21 protein-coding genes and 1 pseudogene are annotated in these 22497 nt (G+C 69.9%); 8 read left to right on the forward strand and 14 right to left on the reverse strand.

What is annotated here, in order from left to right; translation table 11 throughout:
- Nucleotides 1-281, reverse strand: a pseudogene (locus BN11_RS23425) (hypothetical protein); the annotation flags it as partial.
- A 200-nt stretch (nucleotides 282-481) separates the two neighbouring features.
- On the opposite strand from BN11_RS23425, the gene BN11_RS04830 reads away from it, so the two are divergent.
- Entirely contained in the window at nucleotides 482-1276 is a 795-nt protein-coding gene (locus BN11_RS04830; protein ID WP_053084007.1) for an SGNH/GDSL hydrolase family protein, read from the forward strand.
- Here BN11_RS04830 and BN11_RS04835 read toward each other — a convergent pair.
- Together BN11_RS04835 and BN11_RS04840 are read right to left on the reverse strand one after the other, a co-directional pair.
- Nucleotides 1254-1595, reverse strand: coding sequence for a cupin domain-containing protein (locus BN11_RS04835; RefSeq protein ID WP_048695204.1), 342 nt, complete (start codon nucleotides 1593-1595; stop codon nucleotides 1254-1256). The two genes, BN11_RS04830 and BN11_RS04835, sit on opposite strands and share 23 nt — an antisense overlap.
- Nucleotides 1596-1614: 19 nt before the next feature.
- Nucleotides 1615-2775, reverse strand: coding sequence for an acyl-CoA dehydrogenase family protein (locus BN11_RS04840; protein WP_048695205.1), 1161 nt, complete (start codon nucleotides 2773-2775; stop codon nucleotides 1615-1617).
- A gap of 153 nt (nucleotides 2776-2928) precedes the next feature.
- Between BN11_RS04840 and BN11_RS04845 the strand changes: the two genes are divergently transcribed.
- On the forward strand, nucleotides 2929-4134 hold the full coding sequence (locus tag BN11_RS04845; protein ID WP_048695208.1) for a hypothetical protein: 1206 nt from the start codon (nucleotides 2929-2931) through the stop codon (nucleotides 4132-4134).
- A gap of 17 nt (nucleotides 4135-4151) precedes the next feature.
- Here the strand turns inward: BN11_RS04845 and BN11_RS04850 are convergent, their stop codons facing one another.
- Nucleotides 4152-5222, reverse strand: coding sequence for an LLM class F420-dependent oxidoreductase (locus tag BN11_RS04850; RefSeq protein WP_048695211.1), 1071 nt, complete (start codon nucleotides 5220-5222; stop codon nucleotides 4152-4154).
- A gap of 69 nt (nucleotides 5223-5291) precedes the next feature.
- Between BN11_RS04850 and BN11_RS04855 the strand changes: the two genes are divergently transcribed.
- Entirely contained in the window at nucleotides 5292-6476 is a 1185-nt protein-coding gene (locus BN11_RS04855; protein ID WP_327152834.1) for a nucleotide sugar dehydrogenase, read from the forward strand.
- A gap of 8 nt (nucleotides 6477-6484) precedes the next feature.
- On the opposite strand, the gene BN11_RS04860 is transcribed toward BN11_RS04855, so the two are convergent.
- The 3 genes from BN11_RS04860 to BN11_RS04870 form a co-directional block, all read right to left on the reverse strand.
- A complete protein-coding gene (locus BN11_RS04860) occupies nucleotides 6485-6928 on the reverse strand; it encodes a CoA-binding protein (protein WP_048700829.1) in 444 nt (147 codons plus the stop codon).
- 78 nt (nucleotides 6929-7006) lie between these two features.
- The gene (purE, locus tag BN11_RS04865; protein ID WP_048695216.1) at nucleotides 7007-7513 is read right to left on the reverse strand and encodes a 5-(carboxyamino)imidazole ribonucleotide mutase; all 507 of its coding nucleotides are present in this window, start codon (nucleotides 7511-7513) and stop codon (nucleotides 7007-7009) included.
- On the reverse strand, nucleotides 7510-8676 hold the full coding sequence (locus tag BN11_RS04870) for a 5-(carboxyamino)imidazole ribonucleotide synthase (protein WP_048695218.1): 1167 nt from the start codon (nucleotides 8674-8676) through the stop codon (nucleotides 7510-7512). The genes purE and BN11_RS04870 overlap by 4 nt, the downstream gene beginning before the upstream one ends.
- Before the next feature lie 72 nt (nucleotides 8677-8748).
- Between BN11_RS04870 and BN11_RS04875 the strand changes: the two genes are divergently transcribed.
- Nucleotides 8749-9267, forward strand: a complete 519-nt coding sequence (locus BN11_RS04875) for a GtrA family protein (RefSeq protein ID WP_048695220.1) — start codon at nucleotides 8749-8751, stop codon at nucleotides 9265-9267.
- Here BN11_RS04875 and BN11_RS04880 read toward each other — a convergent pair.
- Genes BN11_RS04880 through BN11_RS04895 form a run of 4 tightly spaced genes read right to left on the reverse strand, consistent with a single transcriptional unit; the run spans nucleotide 9168 to nucleotide 12725 of the window.
- Nucleotides 9168-10208 (reverse strand): sensor histidine kinase, encoded by a 1041-nt coding sequence (locus BN11_RS04880; RefSeq protein WP_048695224.1) that lies wholly within the window; start codon nucleotides 10206-10208, stop codon nucleotides 9168-9170. The two genes, BN11_RS04875 and BN11_RS04880, sit on opposite strands and share 100 nt — an antisense overlap.
- A 3-nt stretch (nucleotides 10209-10211) precedes the next feature.
- Nucleotides 10212-10877: a response regulator transcription factor gene (locus BN11_RS04885; protein ID WP_048695227.1), complete on the reverse strand. Its 666-nt coding sequence runs from the start codon at nucleotides 10875-10877 to the stop codon at nucleotides 10212-10214.
- Nucleotides 10874-11929, reverse strand: coding sequence for an adenylate/guanylate cyclase domain-containing protein (locus BN11_RS04890; protein ID WP_048695230.1), 1056 nt, complete (start codon nucleotides 11927-11929; stop codon nucleotides 10874-10876). Before BN11_RS04890 ends, BN11_RS04885 begins: the two co-directional genes overlap by 4 nt.
- 19 nt (nucleotides 11930-11948) lie before the next feature.
- Nucleotides 11949-12725 (reverse strand): biotin--[acetyl-CoA-carboxylase] ligase, encoded by a 777-nt coding sequence (locus tag BN11_RS04895; RefSeq protein WP_048700831.1) that lies wholly within the window; start codon nucleotides 12723-12725, stop codon nucleotides 11949-11951.
- 24 nt (nucleotides 12726-12749) lie between these two features.
- On the opposite strand from BN11_RS04895, the gene BN11_RS04900 reads away from it, so the two are divergent.
- Nucleotides 12750-14354, forward strand: coding sequence for an acyl-CoA carboxylase subunit beta (locus BN11_RS04900; RefSeq protein WP_048695232.1), 1605 nt, complete (start codon nucleotides 12750-12752; stop codon nucleotides 14352-14354).
- 11 nt (nucleotides 14355-14365) lie between these two features.
- Nucleotides 14366-14614 (forward strand): acyl-CoA carboxylase subunit epsilon, encoded by a 249-nt coding sequence (locus BN11_RS04905; RefSeq protein ID WP_048695236.1) that lies wholly within the window; start codon nucleotides 14366-14368, stop codon nucleotides 14612-14614.
- Between the two features lie 76 nt (nucleotides 14615-14690).
- On the opposite strand, the gene BN11_RS04910 is transcribed toward BN11_RS04905, so the two are convergent.
- Nucleotides 14691-15326 carry an MOSC domain-containing protein gene (locus BN11_RS04910; protein WP_048695238.1) on the reverse strand — a complete coding sequence of 212 codons (636 nt, stop codon included), beginning with the start codon at nucleotides 15324-15326 and terminating at the stop codon, nucleotides 14691-14693.
- 64 nt (nucleotides 15327-15390) lie between these two features.
- Here BN11_RS04910 and BN11_RS04915 point away from each other — a divergent pair, with 64 nt between their 5' ends.
- On the forward strand, nucleotides 15391-17064 hold the full coding sequence (locus tag BN11_RS04915; protein ID WP_048700833.1) for a DUF885 domain-containing protein: 1674 nt from the start codon (nucleotides 15391-15393) through the stop codon (nucleotides 17062-17064).
- Between the two features lie 247 nt (nucleotides 17065-17311).
- Nucleotides 17312-19207 (forward strand): Na+/H+ antiporter, encoded by a 1896-nt coding sequence (locus BN11_RS04920; protein ID WP_235435363.1) that lies wholly within the window; start codon nucleotides 17312-17314, stop codon nucleotides 19205-19207.
- 18 nt (nucleotides 19208-19225) lie between these two features.
- Here BN11_RS04920 and BN11_RS25820 read toward each other — a convergent pair whose 3' ends face one another.
- Nucleotides 19226-21301, reverse strand: coding sequence for an ABC transporter ATP-binding protein (locus BN11_RS25820; RefSeq protein WP_053084008.1), 2076 nt, complete (start codon nucleotides 21299-21301; stop codon nucleotides 19226-19228).
- 6 nt (nucleotides 21302-21307) lie between these two features.
- A partial coding sequence (locus tag BN11_RS04935) for an FtsX-like permease family protein (RefSeq protein WP_048695246.1) occupies nucleotides 21308-22497 on the reverse strand: 1190 nt, incomplete at its 5' end.

Below are 22497 nucleotides of genomic sequence, written 5' to 3' on the forward strand. Positions count from 1 at the left end.
GAGCCGATGTCGTCGGTGTCCTCGGACAGGACCTTCAGGTCTCCGGTGCCGCGATGGTTGGCGCGGGCATAGGCCAAGGCCGCCTCCGCGGCGGTGGCCCCGGCGACCGGGACGGCCAGGTCGGTGTGCTGCTCGGGCGCGGCGGGAGCGGCGGCGCTGCTGGTGGCGGCGGGCAGTGCGTGTGCGACGACCGGTGGGCCGGCGACGGCCGGAAGGCCCGCCAGGGCGATCGGTGCGGCAACGACGGCCGCGAGGATGGTGCGACGACGATGAACGAACATCCAGGACTCCCCTTCGAGTGGACCGCTTCGGGACCGGACGCGGCAGATCGCGACCGCGCTCCCACCACTCCAGACGCCGGAAGTCGCGCGCGGGTTGTGCCCTGGCGAAGATCTGGAGAACTGTGTCGCGCTCCTGGCCGTGATCTGCGGGAATTCCCCGAAACGCTTCCCGCCGGATCCGCGCAGGGCTACCGTGCGGGATGGCTTTGACCCCGCGCGCCGGCAGATCGATCGGCTCATTCGTCACCCTCGCCGCGGCCGTGGCAACCCTCGTCCCCGCCGCCGCACCCGCGGGCGCCGCCGCACCGGCGCCGATCGTCTATGACGCGCTCGGCGATTCTTCTGCGTCCGGCGCCGGCGTGCTGCCCTACGATCCCGGTCCCCGCGCCCGCTCGGTGTCGGCGCCGGCTCGGCTCGTGGATGGCCGCAAGCGCATCGTGCTGAACGATTTCGTCGCGTGCGGCGGTGCCAAGGCCATGGACATTCCTGGGCAAGTCACCGCGCTGGACACGGACACCGACCTGGTCACGGTCTCCGTCGGCGGCAACGACATCTCCTGGATCGAGGCGGTCGCCACGTGCATCCTCGCGGACGAGGCGACCTGTAAAGGAGCCGTAAACCGTTCGCGCACAGCGGTTCTCCAGTCGCTGCCCGGTCTGCTCGACACGGCATACAGCAGCATCGATCGGGACGCGCCGAACGCGCGCGTGCTGGTGACGGGCTATGCGCGGCTGTTCTCGCCGGAATACGGCGACTATGTCACGCCCTACGGCACGGTCACCGCGGCCGAGCAGCAGCTGATGAACGACGGGGCCCACCTGCTCAACTCCGTCATCGCCGCCCGCGCCGCGGCCCACGGCTTCACCGTCGTCGAGGTGACCAAGCGCTTCGACGGCCACGGCATCAATGCACCCGAGCCGTGGCTGCTCGGACTGGGCCCCTCCTGCGCGCTTCGGACGCGATACTCGGCCGTCAGGCGGTGGTGTCGACCATGACGAGGGTCATGCGGCAGGCAGTGTCGGCCACCAGCGCGTGACGGGCGCCCGGGGCGAGGTAGATGACATCCCCCTCGCCCATCGTGTGCTCGACCCCGTCGACGGTGAATCGCATTGTGCCGCTGACCAATTGGACCACGACGGCCCGAGGCGAGGCGTGCTCGGTGAGCATCTCCCCTTCGTCGAAGGTGAACTGCACGACGCGCAGCAGGTCGTTGTTGACCAGGACGCGTGAGGTCGTCGACTCGGCGACGACCGGCAGCGCCTCGGTCAGACCGACATGCGCGGACGACTCGGAGACTTCGGTCAGCTTGGGCATGTTCGTGAGCTTAGGGCCCTCAGCGCAGCAGCTGGCGAGCCATCACCAGGCGCTGGATCTGGTTGGTGCCCTCGTAGATCTGGGTGATCTTGGCGTCGCGCATCATCCGCTCCAGCGGGAAGTCCTTGGTGTAGCCCGCACCGCCGAGCAACTGGACCGCGTCGGTGGTCACCTGCATGGCGACGTCGGAGGCGAAACACTTCGCGGCGGCGCCGAAGAAGGTCAGGTCGCTCGCATTGCGCTCGGACTTGGCCGCCGCGACATAGACCAGCTGGCGGGCCGCTTCGAGCTGCATCGCCATCTCGGCGAGCATGAACTGCACACCCTGGAAGTCGGCGATCGCCTTGCCGAACTGCTTGCGCTCCTTGATATATGCCGTGGCCTGCTCGAGCGCTCCCTGCGCGACCCCGACGGCCTGGGCCCCGATCGTCACCCGCGTGTGGTCGAGGGTGCGCAGGGCGATCTTCAGCCCCTCACCGCGGCCACCGACCATGCGGTCCTCGGGGATGACGCAGCCCGTGAAGATCAGCTCCCGCGTGGGCGAGCCCTTGATCCCGAGCTTCTTCTCCTTCTCGCCGAAGGTGAATCCGGGATCGGACTTCTCGACGACGAAGGCCGTGACATTGCCGCCGCGCGGGCCGTCCGGATCGGTGACCGCCATGACCGTGTAGTACTCGGAGACACCGGCATTCGTGATCCACGCCTTCTGCCCGTTGAGGGTGAACGTGCCGTCGCCGTTGTCGGTCGCCTTGCACCGCATCGACGCCGTGTCCGACCCGGCTTCGCGCTCGGACAGGCCGTACGAGAAGCCGCCCGTGCCGGCCGCGAGCGGGGTGAGGTACTTCTTCTTGACCTCCTCGCTCGCGCCGATGATCACCGGCATGCTGCCGAGCTTGTTGACGGCCGGGATCAGCGAGGAGGAGACACACACGCGGGCGACTTCCTCGATGACGATGCACGTCGCGAGCGCATCGGCGCCCGCTCCGCCGTACTCCTCGGCCACGTGCGGGGCGAAGAAGTCGCTCGCCACGAGCGCGTCGTGCGCCTCCTGCGGATAGCGCGATTCCTCATCGACCGCGGCCGCGTAGGGCGCGATCTTGGCCTCGGCGATCTCGCGGACCGCATGGCGGATGGCCTCGTGGTCCTCGGACAGGCGGTAGGTGTCGAAATCGGCGTTCACGCATCCACACTACGGCCGCTGTTCCGGCCACCCCAAGGACCCTTGGCGTGACTCAGATGACTCCCGGGCATGGGGGGTTTGCCGCGCCGTCGCCCGCACGAGTAGCGTGAGACCAGAGGCCGTCGACGCCGACAGCCGGGAGTCGTCTGCGCCGTGTTCGCTCGTTTCCGCCGGTATCCGTCCGTGGTCGTCGCCGCCACGGTCCTTCCCGCCCTCGTCGCCGGCCCGGGTGTGGCCGCCGAGCCCGGCCCACCCGTCCACGCACCCGCCGGCTTTGCCGCCGGCTGGGTGAATCCCCGGTCGAGCAACTGGTATGACGTGCTGCTCTTCGGCACCGGAAAGGTCGCCGGCCGCCCGGGCAATGTCCACGCGATACGTGTCTCCTGGGACGAGGGGATCATGGTCGACATCACCGACTATGCCTGTCCAACAGGCATAGTCGGGCCTGCGGGTTGCGCGAAGTCCGGGTCGGAGACGCTGTATTCGTCGCCGGGAGCGGCGACGATGACTCGGGTCGGGCGGGTGGGCGTCGATATCGCGGGGACGGTGAGCGGCGACTCCGGCGCCACCTATCCCGTGCGACTCTCCCTGCGACCGCTGGGCCGGATCGGCTACACCATCCACAGCCCCTACGGCGAGCGGCTCATGCAGCGTTGGGATGCTTTGCGGGGCACCGCAGCCGGCCGTGTCGGCCCTTGGGGACTGTCTCAGGAGGGAGTCACAGCGACCGCGGTGAGCCTGACCGGCGCCACGTCGTATGAATGGACCGGCCCCGGAGCACCACGCCCCCCGGCGGAGCGCGACTGGGTGAGCACGAGCGACGACCGGCAGGGGTCGGTGTCGTGGCTGCGCCTCGGCACCGTCCTGGGCCGCCCCGGCAACGCGCACAGCGGGTGGGTCGACACCCAGGTGGCCTGGGACGCGGCCGCGGATCCGTGGGCCCGCGTCGACGCTGCGGAGTGGAACGACTGGTCGTGCCCAGCGGGCGTGCAACCGCCCAAGTTCGCGACACCGAACCACGTGTGCACCCTCCTCCGCAACGACCAGACGTGGTATGCCGAGACCGGCGGCGGGAGGACCGGGCGCGAAGGCCTGCGGGTGGCTGGGAGCGTGCCGGTGCGGGTGCTCACCGCCTCCGGCATCCGCAACACCTCCACCGCACTGGACGTCACCCTCTGGCCCGGTGGTGAGCACCTGCGCGCCCCCGTCTGGTTCGGGTCGGGGTGCAAGGTGGTCGACACCTACGCCAATGCCGCGGCCAGCACCGGGCTCCTGGGCTGGGTCGGGCTGGACAGCCCCCGCGCCGAGGTCACGGGCGGAATGCTGTTCGTGGAGAAGAGCTTCTGCACGACCGGCTGAGCCGGTCACACGGAGGGTCAGCGTCGTCCCCGCAGGTGCCACCGGTGCTCGTGCGCGTCGGCCTTGGGCTCATCCAGCAGCGCGGGCATCACTTCGCGCTCGAAGAGTTCGACACCGGACAGGTCGTAGGCCGACTCCGCGAAGTAGGTGATCGCGTAGGTCATGCCCATGTCCTGCAGAGCGGAGAGCCGTTCGACGATCTGCTCGGGTGTGCCGACGGCCGGGCCGTTGCGGAAGCCGGGCAGTTGCTCGTCGATCTTCGACTCCGGCACGCCCGCCTGGCGCATGTGGTCGGCGAACCAGGCAAGCCGGTCCTCGACCTCCTTCTCGGTCTCGCCGATGAAGACGTTGTAGTTGGCGCTGCGCACGATCTCGCCGAAGTCGCGCCCGACGTCGGCGCAATGCTGCTGCAGGAGAGCGGATTTGGTCGCGAACCCCTCGGGCGAGCCGTCGAAGTTGGTGTAGTCGGCATACTCCGCCGCGATCCGCAGCGTCACCTTCTCGCCACCACCGGCGACCCACATGGGTATGCCGTTGCGCGGCGACCCGGGCGCCGACGTGCCTTGCAGGGGACGGGGATAGCACAGCGCCCCGTCGACCTGATAGTGCTCGCCGTCGAGCGTGGCGCTCCCGGTGGTCCAGGCCTGCCGGAAGATCTCCACGCCCTCGCGCAGCGCAGCGAGCCGCTCCCCCGCCCGGGGGAAGCCGTAGCCATAGGCCCGCCACTCGTGCTCATACCAGCCGGCGCCGATGCCCATCTCGAGCCGGCCCTCGGAGACTATGTCGACGGTCGCGGCGACCTTCGCGAGATAGGCCGGGTTGCGATAGCTCATGCACGTGCACATCTGCCCCAGCCGGACGCGGCCGGTCACCGCGGCGAAGGCGGACATCATGGTCCACGCCTCGTGGGTCGCCTCCTGGCTCGGCATGGGCACCGTGTGGAAGTGGTCGTAGACCCAGATCGACTCCCACTCGGGGTTGGCGTCTGCGCGCCGCGCGAGCCCGGCCATCACCCCCCAGTGCTGTGCCGGGTCGATGCCGGCCAGATCCATCCGCCAGCCCTGAGGGACAAAGATGCCGAACCGCATACCCCCAACCTATCCCGACCGCGGCGAGCCGATCGGCCCACGCCGCCCGCCCCCGTAGAATTGCCGATCGTGTCCTACAGCGCCCCCGCCACCATCGCCGTCGTCGGCACCTCGTATGTCGGCCTCTCGCTCGCGATGCTGCTGGCGCGGCACAACACGGTGCGCGCCCACGACATTGACGAGCACAAGATCGCGATGCTGCGCGCGGGCAGCAGCCCCATCAGCGACCCCGACATCGAGCGCTTCCTCGCCGAGGAGGACCTCGACATCACCTACACCACCTCCCCCGAGGAGGCGTATGCCGGTGCTGAATACGTCATCATCGCCACCCCGACCAACTACGACGAGGTGACCAACTACTTCGACACCCGCTCCGTGGAGTCGGTCATCAAAGACGTCGCGCACACCAACCCCGATGCGGTCATGATCGTCAAGTCGACGATCCCGGTCGGTTTCACCCTCGGGATCCGCGAACGCCTGAACACCGACAATGTCATCTTCTCCCCCGAGTTCCTCCGCGAAGGCCGGGCGCTGCACGACAACCTGCACCCCAGCCGGATCGTGGTGGGCGAACTCAGCGACCGGGCCCAACGCTTCGCCGACCTGCTGCGGGACGCCTCCGAGGAGCCCGACGTGCCGGTGCTGCTGACCGGCAGCACCGAGGCCGAGGCGATCAAGTTGTTCGCCAACACCTACCTCGCCATGCGCGTCGCCTACTTCAACGAACTCGACACCTTCGCCTCCACCCACGGCCTCAACACCCGCCAGATCATCGAGGGCGTCGGCCTGGACCCGCGCATCGGCAGCCACTACAACAACCCGTCCTTCGGCTACGGCGGCTACTGCCTGCCCAAGGACACCAAGCAGCTGCTGGCCAACTATCAGGACGTCCCCCAGACTCTGATCAGCGCGATCGTCGACGCCAACACCACCCGCAAGGACTTCGTGGCGATGGACATCGTCGCCAGGCAGCCGAAGGTCGTTGGCATCTACCGGCTCATCATGAAGGCCGGCTCCGACAACTTCCGCTCCTCATCGGTGCAGGGCATCATGAAGCGGATCAAGGCCAGGGGCATCGAGGTCATCGTCTACGAGCCCGAGTTCGCCCACGGCAGCTGGTACGGCTCCGAGGTCGTCGACAGCCTCGAGGAGCTGAAGGCCCGGGCCGACCTGATCGTCGCCAACCGACAGACGCCCGAACTCGCGGACGTCGCCGACAAGGTCTACACCCGCGACCTGTTCGGCTCCGACTGACGTCGATCTCAGCTGGAGGCGGGGCGCAGTTTCGGGTACTCGATCCTGGGGCAGGTGTCCATGACGACGTCGATGCCGGCCTTGCGGGCGCGGGCGGCGGCATCGGGGTCGACCACCCCGAGTTGCATCCAGATCGCGTCGATGTCGAGGCGCTCCTTGTTGGCGATGGCGTCGTCGACGACCGCACCGACGTGCTCGCTGTTGACGAAGCAGTCGACGACCTTGACGTCCGTGCCGTCGGGGATGTCGGAGATGCTGGCGTAGCCCTGCTCTCCGTGCACGGTCTCGGCCTTGGGGTGCACCGGGATGATGGCCTTGCCCTGCTCCATCTTCAGGTAGCGGCTGATGTGCCAGGCATCGCGCTGGCGGTTGGTACTCAGGCCGACGATCACCCACGTCCCTGGATCCACGAGCAGGTTCCGGACGAGGTCGGGGTCGTTCTGGTGCGTCATCGCCACCTGTTCAGTGTGGCACGCGTGGCCCGCCGCGTCCGCGAGCGACATCCGCAATCCGCGAAGAAGGCGGGGGCGTCAGGACAGCTGCTCGCGCAACGCGGCACCTTTGTCGTATGCCGTCTGGCGCAGCGACTCCTGGAAGGTCACCATCGCGGCCCGCAGGCGGGCGGCCTCGTCGTCGGCGCCGGTGGCGAGGATGCGGGCGGCGAGCAGGCCGGCGTTGCGCGCCCCGCCGATGGAGACCGTGGCGACGGGCACCCCGGCCGGCATCTGGACGATCGACAGCAGTGAATCCATGCCGTCGAGGTACTTCAGCGGCACCGGCACGCCGATGACCGGCAACGGCGTGAGGGAGGCGAGCATGCCGGGCAGGTGGGCCGCTCCCCCGGCGCCGGCGATGATGACGCGCAGGCCGCGGGCGGCCGCACCGCGCCCGTAGGCGATCATGTCCTCAGGCATGCGGTGGGCCGAGACGACATCCGCCTCATACGCAATATCGAACTCCTGCAACGCAATCACGGCCTGCTCTAGGACGGGCCAGTCACTGTCGCTGCCCATGACGACGCCGACGACGGGGTTCATTCGGTGACCACTCCTTGCAGATAATCGGCGGCATGCCGGGCCCGCTCGTGCGCATCGGCATACGACTCGCTGACGACGTTGACGTGCCCGATCTTGCGCCCGGGCCGCACGCCCTTGCCGTACATGTGCACGCGCAGTCCCGGGTCACGCGCCATCACGTGCTTGTAGGCAGGGTAGAGGGAATCGTATTGCCCCCCAAGGACATTCGCCATGACCGTCACGCCGCAACGGGGTCGCGGGTCACCGAGCGGCAGGTCGAGCACGGCGCGCAGATGCTGCTCGAACTGGCCGGTGATCGCGCCGTCCATGCTCCAGTGGCCGCTGTTGTGCGGGCGCATGGCGAGCTCGTTGACGACGAAGCCGTCGGCGGTCTCGAAGATCTCCACCGCGAGGACGCCGGTGACCCCGAGCTCACCCGCGATCCGCAGCCCGGCGGCGGTCGCGTCGGCCGCCAGATCGGGTGACAGGTCCTTTGCCGGCGCGTGCACCTCGACGCAGATCCCGTTCTCCTGCACCGTTTCCACCACCGGCCACGCCGCCGCCTGCCCCGACGGCGAACGCGCGATGAGCACGGCGAGTTCGCGCCGGAATGCGACCAGCTCCTCCAGTAGCACCGGCCCGCGCGCCAGCCACTCCGCCACCTCCTCGGGCGCGGAGGCGACGAGAACGCCCTTGCCGTCATACCCGCCGGTGGGCACCTTGGCGATCACCGGCCAGCCGACGGAATCACCGAAGGCCGCGGCCTCAGCGGCCGTCGCGACGGCGGCCCAGCGAGGGCACGGTATGCCCAGCGCGGTCAACCGGGTGCGCATGGCGAGTTTGTCCTGGGCAAAGACGAGTGCCTCGGGGCTGGGATGCAGGGGAACCCCCGCCTGCGCCAACGCGGAGAGCACCGGTGCCGGCACGTGCTCGTGGTCGAAGGTGACCACATCGCAGTGCCGGGCGAAGTCGAGGACCGTCGCCGGATCCGTGTAGTCCCCCACGGGCGCCGAGCGCACGACCTGCGCCGCCGAGCCGTCGCCCTCCTCGGCGAGCACGCTCAGCGTGACGCCGAGTTCGGCTGCGGGGCCGGCGCACATCCGCGCCAGCTGGCCACCGCCGATGATCCCGACGACCGGGAAACCGCCGGGTGCTCGAAGCGGAGTGGGTGCACTGGCGTTCACCCGGCGAGGATACCGGCGACCGGCGCGCTGCCCCGTGCCGGGACAGGCCGCTGAGACAGGTAAAATCTGCCGGTGACGTCGCCCGCCCATGCATTCGTGGACTGGGTCCGCGGCACCATCAACGTCTTGTGGCGCGAGGTCGTGAAGTTCGGCATCATCGGCGCGCTCGCCTTCGTCGTCGACGTGGGCACGATGAACCTGCTGCGCAATACCGTCATGGAGGACAAGCCCACGACCGCCAAGGTCGTCTCGGCCTCGGTCGCGACCGTCTTCTCCTGGATCGGCAACCGGCAGTGGACCTTCCGGGCCCGCCGCAACCGCCCCGCTCACCACGAGTTCGCGCTGTTCGCCTTCACCAATATCGTGGCTCTGGTCATCGGCGCCGGCGCGATCGCGTTCTCCCACTACGGGCTCGGCCTGAAGACCCTTTTCGCCGACAATATCGCCAATGTCGTCGGCATCGGCCTCGGCACCCTGTTCCGCTTCTGGGCCTACCGCAAGTTCGTCTTCGCCAACGAACTGGACCCGGCGTCGGAGAGGAACAGCCCGAACACCGCCCCCTCGGCGCGCAACAGTTCCAGCCTGCCGTAGTTCTTCTCCGCCAGATCGCGGGCCAGGGCCAGCCCGAGGCCGGACCCCGACGAGGAGACGGATCGCTCGAAGATGTGTCGCGCGATGCCCGGGTCCACGCCCGGGCCCTCGTCGCTGACCTCGACGACGACAGTCGGCCCGCTGTGCCGGGCCGCCACCGAAACGGTGCCCGACCCGTGGGCGAGCGAGTTCTCGATGAGGGTGGAGAGGATCTGCGACAGGGCGTTGCGGGCGATGAAGACCTGCAGATCACGTTCGCCGTGCACGCGCATGCTGCGCCGGGTCTGGGCGAAGGCCGGCTGCCACTCGCGTTGCAGCGCAGCGAGAACCGAGTCGACGGACACGACCGCCGCCTCCGGCGGCCGGCGCTTGGCCCGGTTCATCAGGTCGTCGACGACATCGGTCAGGCGGGCGACCTGGGCGATCGCTACCCCGGCCTCCTCCTTGACGACGTCCGGGTCGTCGGTGTCGGCAATCTCCTCCAGCCGCAGCATCAAGGCCGCGAGCGGGGTGCGCAGCTGGTGGCTGGCATCAGCGGCGAAGTCCCGTTCGGCGGCCAACGATCGCGCCATGTCACCGGCACTCGCCGCGATGACCGCACTGACCGCATCCACCTCCGAGACGCCGGTCGCCAGCGGTGCCATGTTCGCCTCGCCCGAGCCGAGGCGGGTCGCCTGGGCCGCGAGCGCCGACAGGGGTGCGGTCACCCGGGCCGCCTGGCGGCGCGCGACGACCAGCCCCAGGACGCTCGCGACAGCCGCCAGCGCGGCACAGATGCCGATGACGATGAACACGAACGTGGTCGACGGCACCCGGTCCATCACCCGGTCGCCCGGGGCGCGGAAACCCGCGATGACGAGCAGCAACATGACCAGGGCCGCCATGGTGGCCAGGACGGCGGCCACCACCGACATGGTGGCGCGCACGAACAGGCGGTTCACGGGCTACTCATCGACGTCGAGCCGGAACCCGACTCCTCGCACCGTCGAGATCAGGCGGGGCTCGTCGTTGTCGCCGAGCTTGCGGCGCAGCACGGAGATGTGCACATCGAGCGTCTTGGTCGAGCCGTACCACTCGGTGTCCCAGACCTCGTGCATCAGTTGCTCGCGGGAGACGACCTTGCCGCGGTCGCGGTGCAGCACCCGCAGCAGGGCGAACTCCTTGCCCGTGAGGCTGAGCTCTTCTCCGCGCAGGAACACCCGCCGCGACTCCTCGTCGATGACGAGCGCGGGTACGTTCTCGGGGTCCGCGTTGCCGCGGCGCAGCATCGCCCGGGTCCGCGCGAGCAGTTCGGCGAGCCGGAAGGGCTTCTTGACGTAGTCGTCGGCGCCGGCGTCGAGCCCGACGACGGTGTCCACCTCGTCGCTGCGGGCGGTCAGGATCAGCACCGGGGTGGTGGATCCGGCGGCCCGCAGCCGCCGGCAGACGTCGAGTCCGTCCATGGTGGGCAGGCCGAGATCGAGCACGACGAGGTCGACTCCGCGGAGGGCGACCTCGAGCGCTTCCGCACCGTCGGCGCGGACTTCGACCTCATAGCCTTCGCGGCGCAGGGCGCGCGCCAACGGCTCAGCGATAGCCTCGTCGTCCTCGGCGAGCAGCACCCTCGTCATGTCCCCATGGTATGCAGTGGGCCCCCGCCCTCGCTCCGGCGTCCGCCATGACTCCTGGTCACCTCGCGTGGGGTATGGGTCCCGATCCCGCGTAACAAGCGGCGGCGCTGGGTGCGCAACCGGAAGCCGGACTGCTGCGCCAGGCGGGCGGCGAGCGCCTCGTCGGCGAGGACGCGGCCTTCCCCGGCGACCGCCGTCAGCCGCGAGGCACGGTTGACGGTGGTGCCGAAGACGTCACCGAGCCGGGAGAGCACGGGACCGTATGCCAGCCCCACGCGCACCTGCGGCAGCACCTCCTCCTCGGCCATCGTGTCGACCAGGTCGAGGGCGATCGCCGTGCCGGCCACCGGGTCCTGGTTGACGAAGAGGATCTCGTCGCCGACGGTCTTGATCACGCGGCCGCCGTGCGCGGTGACGATGTCGGAGGCGAGCCGTTCGAACCGTTGGACGATCACGGCCAGTTCCCGCTCGGTGGCCCGCCGCACCACCGAGGTGAAGTTGACCAGGTCGGCGAACCCCACCAGCCGCACCGGCCCGGAGCTGGCCTGCGCCGGGTCAGCGTCGCTGACCATCCTCGTCAGCGCGGCATACAGGTGGCGCCGCCAGGCATACACGAGCAACGGCTCGAAGGCGTCGGCGGCGGCCGTCAGGCGACGGGCGACCTCGGCCGCCGTCTGCGGATCGGCGCCCAAGCCGTCCGGCGAGACGTCGGGCGCGACCGACTCGGCGACCAGCTGGGTCTGCCACACCGACAGCCGGTCGGCGGTGCGGGCCACGGCGCGCGTCATACCCAACGCCAGCTGTTCGTCCACGCCACCGTCGTCGATGAGGCTGACGATCCGGTGCAGGGCAACGAGATCCGCTTCGGTGAAGACTCCCGAGTCGGAATGCTCGGTGGGGAAGCCGAGGGCATGCCAGAACGCCGTGACGCTGCTCAACGCCAGATCGGCGCGCTGAGAGACCTCTTCTCTCCCCGTCGCCACCGGCTTGCCGAGCAATCGCTCCTGAATGTGGTCCAGGAACTCCTGCACGGCCAGATCGTCCTGCCGCATGCTTCTCCCGTCGCCCTCCCTACTTTGCCACGCGCACGTGATGCACGTCACCTGCGGCGATGGCCCGCGTGGCGCCCGCCGGGTCCCGGACGAGCAGGCGCCCGTCGTCGTCGACACCGGTGGCCTCCGCCGCGACGGGCGCGTCCTGGGTCTGGACGGTGATCCGCGCGCCGATCGTGGAGCAGGCGGCGCGGTAGGCCTCCTGTGCCGCGCGCAGCCCGCCCCCGCCGGTATGCAGTGCGGCGAGCAAGGTGGTCAGCTCCTGGACGTAGGCGATCACCAACGCGCTGCGGTCGATGGCGCCGATCGGCCGGCCCAGCTCGAGGGCGAGTGAGGTGGCGGTGGGCACCGGCAGCTCCTCGCGGGTGTGGTCGACGTTGAGGCCGGCGCCGATGACGATGGCGTCGGGCGTCATCTCGCACAGGATCCCGGCGAGCTTGCCTCCGGAGGCGGCGAGCAGGTCGTTGGGCCACTTCAGGTCGGCACGGTATGCCGTTTCGCGCGCCACGGCGGTGCGCAGGGCGAGCCCGGTGAGCAGGGGGACCCAACCCACGGCATGCGGCGGGACCGGCACTCGCAGCGACATCGCGAGCCCGGCGCGGGGAGTCTCCGTCCACTCCCGCCCGAGCCGTCCCTTGCCGCCGACCTGGTGCTCGGCGAGCACCAGCGCGCCGGGGGCGTCGAGCGCCAGCGCGGCGGTGTTGGTGGAGTCGATCTTGTCGTGGCAGAGCATCTGCGTGACGGAACTCTCCCGGAGGGCCGTCTCGATTCGCGGGAGATCTAGAGAAAGGCGCATGTGGGCAAGGCTATGTTTGGTCTCATGACCGCCGATGCCGCCGCTCAGGATGTCGACATCCACACCACCGCAGGCAAGCTTGCCGATCTCAAACGCCGTGTCGCCGAGGTCGCGCACGCGGGTGGACCGGTGGCCGTGGAGAAGCAGCATGCCAAGGGCAAGATGACCGCGCGCGAGCGCATCCTCACCCTGCTCGACGAGGGCACGTTCATCGAGATGGACAAATATGCCCGCCACCGCAGCAACGCCTTCGGGCAGGAGAAGTCGCGCCCCTACGGCGACGGCGTGGTCACCGGTTACGGCCTGGTCGACGGGCGCACGGTCGCGGTCTTCGCGCAGGACTTCACCGTCTTCGGCGGCTCGCTCGGCGAGGTCTTCGGCGAGAAGATCGTCAAGGTCATGGACTTCGCCATGAAGATCGGCTGCCCGGTCGTCGGGCTCAACGACTCCGGCGGCGCGCGCATCCAGGAGGGCGTCGTCTCGCTCGGCCTCTACGGCGAGATCTTCCTGCGCAATGTCCACGCCTCGGGCGTCATCCCGCAGATCTCGCTGATCATGGGCCCATGCGCCGGCGGCGCGGTCTACTCCCCCGCGATCACCGACTTCACGATCATGGTCGACAAGACCTCGCACATGTTCATAACCGGCCCGGACGTGATCAAGACCGTCACCGGCGAGGAGGTCGGCTTCGAGGAGTTGGGCGGCGCGCGCACGCACAACACCAAGTCGGGCAATGCCCACTACCTCGGCACCGACGAGGCCGACGCGATCGAATACGTCAAGGCCCTGCTGAGCTACCTGCCGTCGAACAACCTCGAGGAGCCCCCGGCCTACGACCTCGAGAACGACCTGGCGGTCACCGACCTCGACCTCGAACTGGACACGCTGATCCCGGACTCCGCGAACCAGCCCTACGACATGAAGACCGTCATCGAGCACGTCCTCGACGACGGCGATTTCCTCGAGGTTCAGGCACTCTTCGCGCCCAACATGCTCGTCGGGTTCGGCCGGATCGACGGCCGCAGCGTCGGCGTCGTCGCCAACCAGCCGATGCAGTTCGCCGGCACCCTCGACATCGACGCCTCCGAGAAGGCCGCACGTTTCGTGCGCACGTGCGACGCCTTCAACGTGCCGGTGCTGACGTTCGTCGACGTGCCCGGCTTCTTGCCCGGCACCGACCAGGAGTGGAACGGCATCATCCGCCGCGGCGCGAAGTTGATCTACGCCTACGCCGAGGCCACCGTCCCCAAGGTCACCGTCATCACCCGCAAGGCCTATGGCGGGGCCTACGACGTCATGGGATCGAAGCACCTCGGTGCGGACATCAACCTGTCGTGGCCGACCGGCCAGATCGCCGTCATGGGCGCCCAGGGTGCGGTGAACATCCTCTACCGCAAGGAGATCAAGGCCGCCGAGGCCGCCGGTGATGATGTCGTCGCGCTGCGTCAACGGTTGATCACCGACTACGAGGACACTCTCGCCAACCCCTATATCGCCGCCGAGCGGGGGTATATCGACACCGTCATCTCCCCCTCCAACACGCGGATGAACGTCACGCGAGCTTTGCGGGCCCTGCGCAACAAGCGCGAGTCCCTGCCGCCCAAGAAGCACGGCAACATTCCCCTGTGATGGATCAGCAGATGACCGAGAACACCCAGACCGCGGACGGTGCGTCCGGGCCGGACGCGCGGCCGGTCCTGCGGATCGTGCACGGCAACCCCGATGCGGCGCAGATCGCGGCGATCGTGGCGGTGCTGTCCGCCGCCGGTGGCGACGAGGAAGCGGCCGGGCCGCGGCGGATCACCCAATGGTCCAGTCCCGAGCGGGCCGTCCGGGCGCCCGCGCACCCGAGCCGCGGTGCCTGGCGCACCAGCGCGTGGGCCAGATGACCCCACAAGGTTCCCGCCACCATGTCCCAACGGCTGGCGCCGCTGTCCGGCGCTGTTTGACGGGCTCGAACCTGCTCTAGGCCAGGATGTAGTCGCGCAGACCCGGCGAGCCGGCGGCGGAGGCGCGGAAGCGTTCCTTGGCGTCGCTGTCACCCATGGCCGCGCGGAAGCTCACCGGCACGGTGATGCCGTGACGGGGACGCTCGAGGATCTCGACGGCGTCACCGACGCTGATCGAACCAGCCTGCAGCACAGCGAGATAGGCCCCGGTATGGCCGCGCGCCGCGAATCGCTTCACCCACTGTTTCTCCTGCATCCGGCCGGCGAAGGTCGAGCACGGGATTCGCGGGCCGGTCACCTGCAGCACCGCGGTGCCGATTCGCCACACCTCGTCCACCAGCGCGCCATCGACGTCCCGTCCCGCCGTGGTCAGGTTCTCTCCGAACATCCCGTCGGGCAGCTCGCGGCCCAGCTCCGCGCCCCACCAGTCGAGTTCCTCGCGGGCCACGGCGTAAACCGCCTGGCCGTCGCCGCCGTGATGCTTGGCGCTGCCGATGAAGTCTCCGACGACACCGCTGTGCCCCTTGACCGGCCCGGGGGCGCGCACGTCGATGCGGTCGGTGGGCGCCTTCACGATGCCGGTCGGTTGCCGTGACCGAGTGTTCGAGACCGTGGGTGACCCGATATTGACCGAGTGGATGCGCGCCGTCACAGGCCAACCCTATGGCAGCGATTCAGCCCGCATCCGGCAGTCCGGTCGGGTAGCCTCTCGCCCCGTGACCAGGACACCTACCGATGTCGACGCCATTGCGGAGGGACACTTGGAAGCCGAGGTCGCCCTCTCCCCCATCACGGCCACAAGCCTGGGGATCCCCGGACACGACGACCAACTCGACGACTTCGGTCCCGATGGTTTCGCGGCCGGCTCCGCGTTGCGGCGAGAAACCCTGGCCCGCCTCGCCGCGGCCACCCCCTCCGACGACATCGACGCGGTGACGATCGCCGCGATGCGCGAGCGACTCGGCGTAGCGGAGGAGATCTACGCTGCGGGACTTGAGGATTCGGCGCTCAACGTCCTCGCGTCGCCCCTGCAGGGCATCCGCGGGATCTTCGATCTGATGCCGACCGACACCGACCGCGAATGGAGCACGTTCGGCGCCCGCTTGAGCGCAGTGCCGGCGGCCCTCGACCAGTGGGTCACCACCTTGCAGGCCGCGGCCGCGCGGGGACAGGTGGCGCCGCACCGCCAGGTTGCGGCCTGCATCGGTCAATGCGCCGAATTCGTTTCTGACGACGGCTATTTCGTCGGCTTGCGCAACGGACTGGCCGCCGCCGGCGGCCTCGACGACGCGGTGCGTGCCCGCGTCGGCGAGGGCATCGACGCGGCGGCCACGGCATACGATGCACTGGGCCGGACACTGCGCGAGACCCTCCTCGACAAGGCACCCGAGGTCGACGCCTGCGGCATCGACACCTACCGGCTGCACTCCCGTTACTTCCTCGGCAGCGAGGTTGATCTCGCCGAGACCTACGACTGGGGGCAGGAGGAACTCGCCCGCATCGAGGCGCAGCAGACCGAGGTGGCGGACCAGGTCAAGGCCGGCGCCACGCTCGAGGAGGCGATCGACATCCTCGACGCCGACCCGGCATACCAACTGCACGGCACCGAGGCCCTGCAGGTATGGATGCAGGCCAAGGCGGACGACGTCATCGACGCCCTCGCCGACGTGCACTTCGACATTCCCGGGCCGGTGCGCGTCATCGAAGGCTGCATCGCCCCGACCCAGACCGGCGGCATCTACTACACCGGCCCCAGCGACGACTTCAGCCGTCCCGGGCGCATGTGGTGGTCGGTGCCTCGCGGCGTCACCGAGTTCACCACCTGGCGCGAGCTGACGACCGTCTATCACGAGGGCGTGCCCGGCCATCATCTGCAGGTCGCGCAGACCGTCTATCGCCGCGAGCTGCTCAACAGCTGGCGCCGCCTGTCCGCATGGACCTCGGGCCACGGCGAGGGCTGGGCTCTCTACGCCGAGCGCCTCATGGCCGAACTCGGCTTCATGGACGACCCCGGCAACCGCCTCGGCTGGCTCGACGGTCAGTCCCTGCGCGCCGCCCGCGTGGTCGTCGACATCGGCGTCCACTGCGGCTTCGCCGCGCCCGCCGAAGTCGGCGGCGGCGCCTGGGACTACGACAAGGCCTGGCGTTTCCTGCGCGCCCACACCCAGATGGAAGAGGCGATGCTCCGCTTCGAACTGGACCGCTACCTCGGCTGGCCCGGCCAGGCCGCGTCCTACAAGATCGGCGAGCGCCTCTGGCTCCAACTGCGCGAAGAATCCCAGCAACGCGCCGGAAAGGCCTTCGACCTCAAGGAATTCCACCGCCGGGCCCTCGACATCGGCGGCGTCGGCCTCGATACCCTGCGCGCCGCCGTCCTCGGGGAGCTCTGACTCTCCCCCTGCGTGTTGGCTCGCGGGTTGGGTGGGTGGGGCCAGGGAGGAGATTCGCCCTCCGGTCGCAGCGCGACCTTCGGGCTCAACTCCCTGGCCCCACCCACCCGGCCCCGCTCTCCGGTCACCCAATCCGCCTCTCCGGTCACTCGCCCACTCTCTCGGACGGAGGCGCTTTACCGCCTGAGCTCCTGGGTTGGGGGCTCCGGCCGGCTGACGGACACCGCATGCGCCCGGGCGGGGGAGAATGCGTCGCGTGGATCTCGTCCTGACCCTGGTCGCCGTCGCGGCCGCCGTCATACTCTTCGCGCGGCTGAGCGAGCCGCTCGGCATACCCTCCCCGCTCACCCTCCTCGGTGTCGGCGTGGCCGCCTCGTTCATCCCGGGGATTCCCGAGCTGGAGCTCTCGCCGGATGTGGTGCTCTTCGGGTTGCTGCCGCCGCTGCTGTATGCCGCCGCCCTCGCCACCTCGCTCGTGGACCTGCGCCGCCTGATCACTCCGATCCTCGGGTTGTCCGTCGGCCTGGTGCTCTTCACCGCGCTTGGGGTCGCGGTGGTCGCCAGCTGGTTGTTGCCCATCGACTTCGCGCTCGCCTTCGCGCTCGGTGCCATCGTCGCGCCGCCGGATGCCGTGGCGGCGACGGCGGTGGCCCGGCGCATCGGGCTGCCGCGGCGGATGACGACCATCCTCGAGGGCGAGTCACTCCTCAACGACGCGACGGCCCTGGTGTCCCTGCGCACGGCGCTGGGCGCCGCGGGGCTCGCTGCCCACGGATCGGGCAGCCAGGCAGGTCATGAGGAGAACGGATTCCTCGACGTGGCCCAGGATTTCGGCATCGCCGTCTTCGGCGGCATCGCGATCGGCTGGCTGGTCTTCGTGGTCGTGGGGATCGTCCGGCGCAATCTCACGGAGCCGCCCGCCGACACGGCCCTGTCCTTCGTCGTGCCCTTCCTGGCCTATGTGGCGGCCGAGAAGATCCATGCCTCCGGAGTGCTCGCCGTCGTCACGGCGGGTCTGCTTCTCGCCCACCAGGCGCCGGTCCTGCAAAGTGCCTCTTCGCGCCTGTCCGAGCGCGTCAACTGGGCGAGCATCACGTTCCTGCTCGAGAACGCCGTCTTCCTCCTCATCGGCCTGCAGATGCAGTCGATCATCCGCGACGTCGTCGACAGCGAGCTGACCCTGGCGCGCAGTGTCCTGATCGGTCTCGCCGTCCTCGCGGCGACGCTCCTCCTGCGCCCGCTGTGGGTCTTCCCCTTCTCGGCCATCTTCAGCCGAGCCGAGTTCACCCCCTCCGAACGCCGGCGCGCCAGCGCCGTCAGCTCGTGGGCGGGTATGCGCGGCGTGGTCACCCTCGCCGCCGCGCTCACCTTGCCGGAGGACACGCCGCTACGTCCCGTGCTCGTGCTCATCGCGCTGATCGTCACGGTGGGAACCCTTGTCCTGCAGGGGTTCACCCTGCCGGGCTTGGCTCGCCGCCTGGACGTGCGGGGCCCCGATCCGCGGGAGGACGCGCTCGTCGAGGCCACCGTGGTCGGCGCCGCGACCGGCGCCGGACTGCGCGCCCTCGAGAGCGACGAGAACGCCGACCCCGACGTGGTCGCCCAGATCCGCGAACAGTCGACGAGTCGCGTCAACCGCATCTGGGAACAGCTCGGCGGCGACGGCGCGGAGACGCCGAGCGAGGCATACCGCCGCCTGCGCCTGTCGATGATCGGCGCCGAACGCGCCGAACTGCTGCGCATGCGTGACGCCGACGAGGTCGACCAGCATGTCCTCGCGCGGGTGCTCAACGGGATGGACGCCGAGGAGGCGGCACTGGCATACGGGCAGCAACGCTCGGGGCGCCTGCGGGAGACTCCGCTGCGTCCGCCGGACGCCGTGGCGGCCGCCTGCGAGCACCTGAAGGCGCAGCCGGCCTGCGTGGTGCCCGACACCGCGGACGGCTGTCACCGCTGCCTCGAGGCGGGTATGCAGTGGGTCCACCTGCGCATGTGCACCGCGTGCGGGCACGTCGGCTGCTGCGACTCCTCCCCCGGCAAGCACGCCAGCGCGCATTTCCACGACACCGGCCATCCCGTCATGCGCTCACTCGAGCCGGGCGAGGCGTGGCGCTGGTGCTTCGTCGACGAGGCACTCGGCTGAGAACTTCGTGGGTAAAACTCAGTCCAAGGCGGCGGCACTGCGCAGCAGCCCCCGCGAAGCCGTCAGGCCGGCGAAGAGGAGGGCCACCGAGAGGCCGACGGCCACCGCGTAGCGCACCACCATGCCGGTTCCGACGAAGGATGCGAGAGAGGCGAAGAGCAGCAACGAGAAGCCCAGGGTCAGGCCCATCGTGATCAGCAGCGGCAGGCCGACCTCGAGCGTCCGCGCCCGGTGCAGGGTCGCGAGATCCGTTCCGGCATAGGCCAGAGCGCGGTACTGCGGTGCCTGGTCGAGCACCCGGGCAGCTTGGACGACACCGGCCGAGGTCGCGGCGATGACGGACACGATCCCCAGCGTGACGAGGGCACCGGTGCCCATGTCCTCGGCAAGATACGGCAGTTTGTCGCCGGGCTCTGTTTCGATCCCGTCGGTGACGGTGGCCAGAGTCGCGAGGAGGATACCCAGCGCCATCGTGCTCGTCGTGCGCCACGCGCTGCGCGGGTCGTCGACGATCCGGCGCGCGGCCAGCATCGTCGCGGGGCGCCGCGACAGGCGCGCCACCATCCGGCCGAAGACCATCAACGCCCATGGCCCGATCAGGTTGATCGAGGCGACGGCCGCGACGAGCGCGGCCGCGAGCACGCCGATACCGACCTGGCCCATGCCGCCCGACACGGCCACCCACGCAGCCATGAGGAGGCCGGTCGCGCCGACCCGCAGCAGGCTCAATCGGGCCGGCGTCACCCGGTTCGTCACCCCGAGCGGCGTGATGGCGACTGTCGCCATGCTCACCAGCCCGGAGAGCGCAGCCAGGGTGGCGAGGGCGGCAATGGACGTGAGGAGGACGGCCGGCCCCACCCAGAGTTCGTGGACCTGCAAATGGCTGCCCAAGAACGGGATTCGAGCCAACAACGGCAACGAGGCAAGGTATGCCGCCGTCCCCAGTCCCGCGCCCGCGAGCGCCTGGCTCGTGGTCTCCAGGACGGTCATGAGTGGCGCTTGACCCGTGGTCGCGCCGGCGAGCCGGAGCTGGGCGAGACGGTGGTTACGCCGGCTCACCATCAGGCGTGCGGCCACCCCGCCGAGGGTGAGGATCGGCACGGCCATCAGACCCACGGCCACAGCGGCCAGGATCGTGTAGAGCGCAGCCGGGTCAGACTCGCCCGGGCCGTCGACGAGCCCGCCGACGCGCCGGCCGTCGAAGGCGACGAGACCGGAGACAGCGATGAGGAGGCAGGCCGAGGCGACGGCGAAGGCGAGCACCGGAAGCAGGGTAATCAGTCGCGCGCCGTCGTCTGCTCGGCGGCCCAGATGCCACCACAGGCGCACTGTCGGCGTGAGGGTGGTCATCGGGTCGTTCCTCGGTGGTGTTCGGAGACCAGGCGCCCGTCGCGCATGACGAGGATGCGCTCGCAGAAGCCGGCCACGCCGGGGTCGTGGGTGACGACGATCAGGGAGGCGCCGTGCGCGCGGGTCGCGGCTTACGAGCTGGCCCATGACCGCCGCACCCGTCTGCTGATCCAGCGCGCCTGTGGGCTCGTCGGCGAAGACGACTCCCGGAGTGGTGGCCAGCGCGCGGGCGACCGCCACGCGCTGGGCCTGACCACCCGACAACTCCCCGGGACGCCGCTCTCTCAGTCCCTGCAGACCCAGCCCGTCCAGGATCGCGCGCACCCGGCGCACGGCGTCCGGCCGCGGCATACCGGCGAGCATCAGCGGCAGGGCCGCATTCTCCTCGGCCGGCAGCTCCGGGAGCAGCTGGCCGGACTGGAAGACGAACCCGAAATCCTTGCGGCGCAATGCCGCCCGGCTCCGGTCCGAGAGCCGTGACAGGTCATGGCCACGCCAGTGCACGGCCCCGGAGGTGGGCCGCACGATGCCGGCCAGGACGTGCAGGAGCGTCGTCTTGCCCGACCCGGACGGCCCCATGACCGCGACGGATTCGCCGGCGGCGATGCGCACGCTGACACCGGCGAGGGCCGGCGGGGTGTCGGCGGTTCGGCCGTAGGAGTGGACGAGGTCGCGGGCGAGCAGGTCGGCGGCGTCCAGGTGGGCCGACGGGACGGGCGAGTGGGGCATGGCGAGTCGGGTCATGTGGGATTACTCCTGTGCGAGTGCGATTGCGGGGGCGGTGCGGGAGGCCCGGCGGGCGGGCAGCAGCGAGGCAAGCAAGCCGGCGGCCAGTGCTGCGGCGGCGATGAGGACGAGGCGAGGCCACGGCATACCCAGGCTCACCGTCATCTCTTCGCCGGCGATGGTGTGGGCGCCGGCCCAGCCATAGCCGATGCCCAGTGCGACACCCACCAGGGCTCCGACGAGCGCTATCAACCCGGCCTCGACGGCGACCGCCCGACGCAGTTGCCGGCGAGTCAGGCCGAGGGCGCGCAGGAGTGCGTGCTCCTGGCCGCGTTCGAGGACCGACAGGGAGAGCGTGTTGGCGACGCCCACGACCGCGATGACGATCGCCACCGCCAGCAGGGCGGCCGCGACGGCGAGCACAGTGTCGAGGATGTCGACGAACTCCTGCCGCTGCTGCGCGGTGCCGCTCATGGTGACGCCGGGCGTCGTCGCCAGCGCCGACTCGAGATCGGCCATCAGGGCACCGCTGTCGGCGCCCGTGTCGAGGCGGGCCAGAACGGCAATCGGCCCGGGGGCCGAGGCGATCGACCGCAGATCGCTCCGCGGCATGAGCACGGCCGCCGGCAGGTTGTCGGCGATCTCGACGATCAGGTCCGCCGACCCTTTGTCTCCGGAGAATCGCACCCGTTCGCCGGCTTTGACGCCCGCGTCCTTGGCGACTCCCGGCGAGACGAAAGCCCTGCCCGAGCGGAGCGCACTGGTGATCGCGTCGTCGTGGATGACGTCCACCTCGGCGACGTCGATGCCGCGCACGTCCATCTCGAGCGACCCGACGGTGGCGTGGGCGCCGAGCAGCGTCGTGGTCTCGGCAACGCCTGACACTGCGGCGATCAGTGGTTCGACCCGGGCCGGCAGCGCCGCGTCAGGGAGGGCCGAGGCGACGACATCGACGGCCATCTTGTGATCGAGCAGGGTGTCGACCGAGCGGAGCAGGGTGGCCGCCCCCACGGTCATGGTGGAGATCAGCGTGACACCGACGAGCAGGGCGGTCGCCGTGTTCGCCGTCCGGGAGCGATTGCGGACCGCATTGTCGACAGCCAGTTCCCCCGGCACCCCCGCCAGGCGCTGCACGGGTGAACCGAGTCCGCGGATCAGCGCGGGCACGAAGACTCTCGCGAGCAGCACGACGCCCACGAAGGACACGGCACCGC

The sequence above is a fragment of the Nostocoides australiense Ben110 genome, from assembly GCF_001050535.1.
GTDB classification, from domain to species: domain Bacteria; phylum Actinomycetota; class Actinomycetes; order Actinomycetales; family Dermatophilaceae; genus Nostocoides_A; species Nostocoides_A australiense.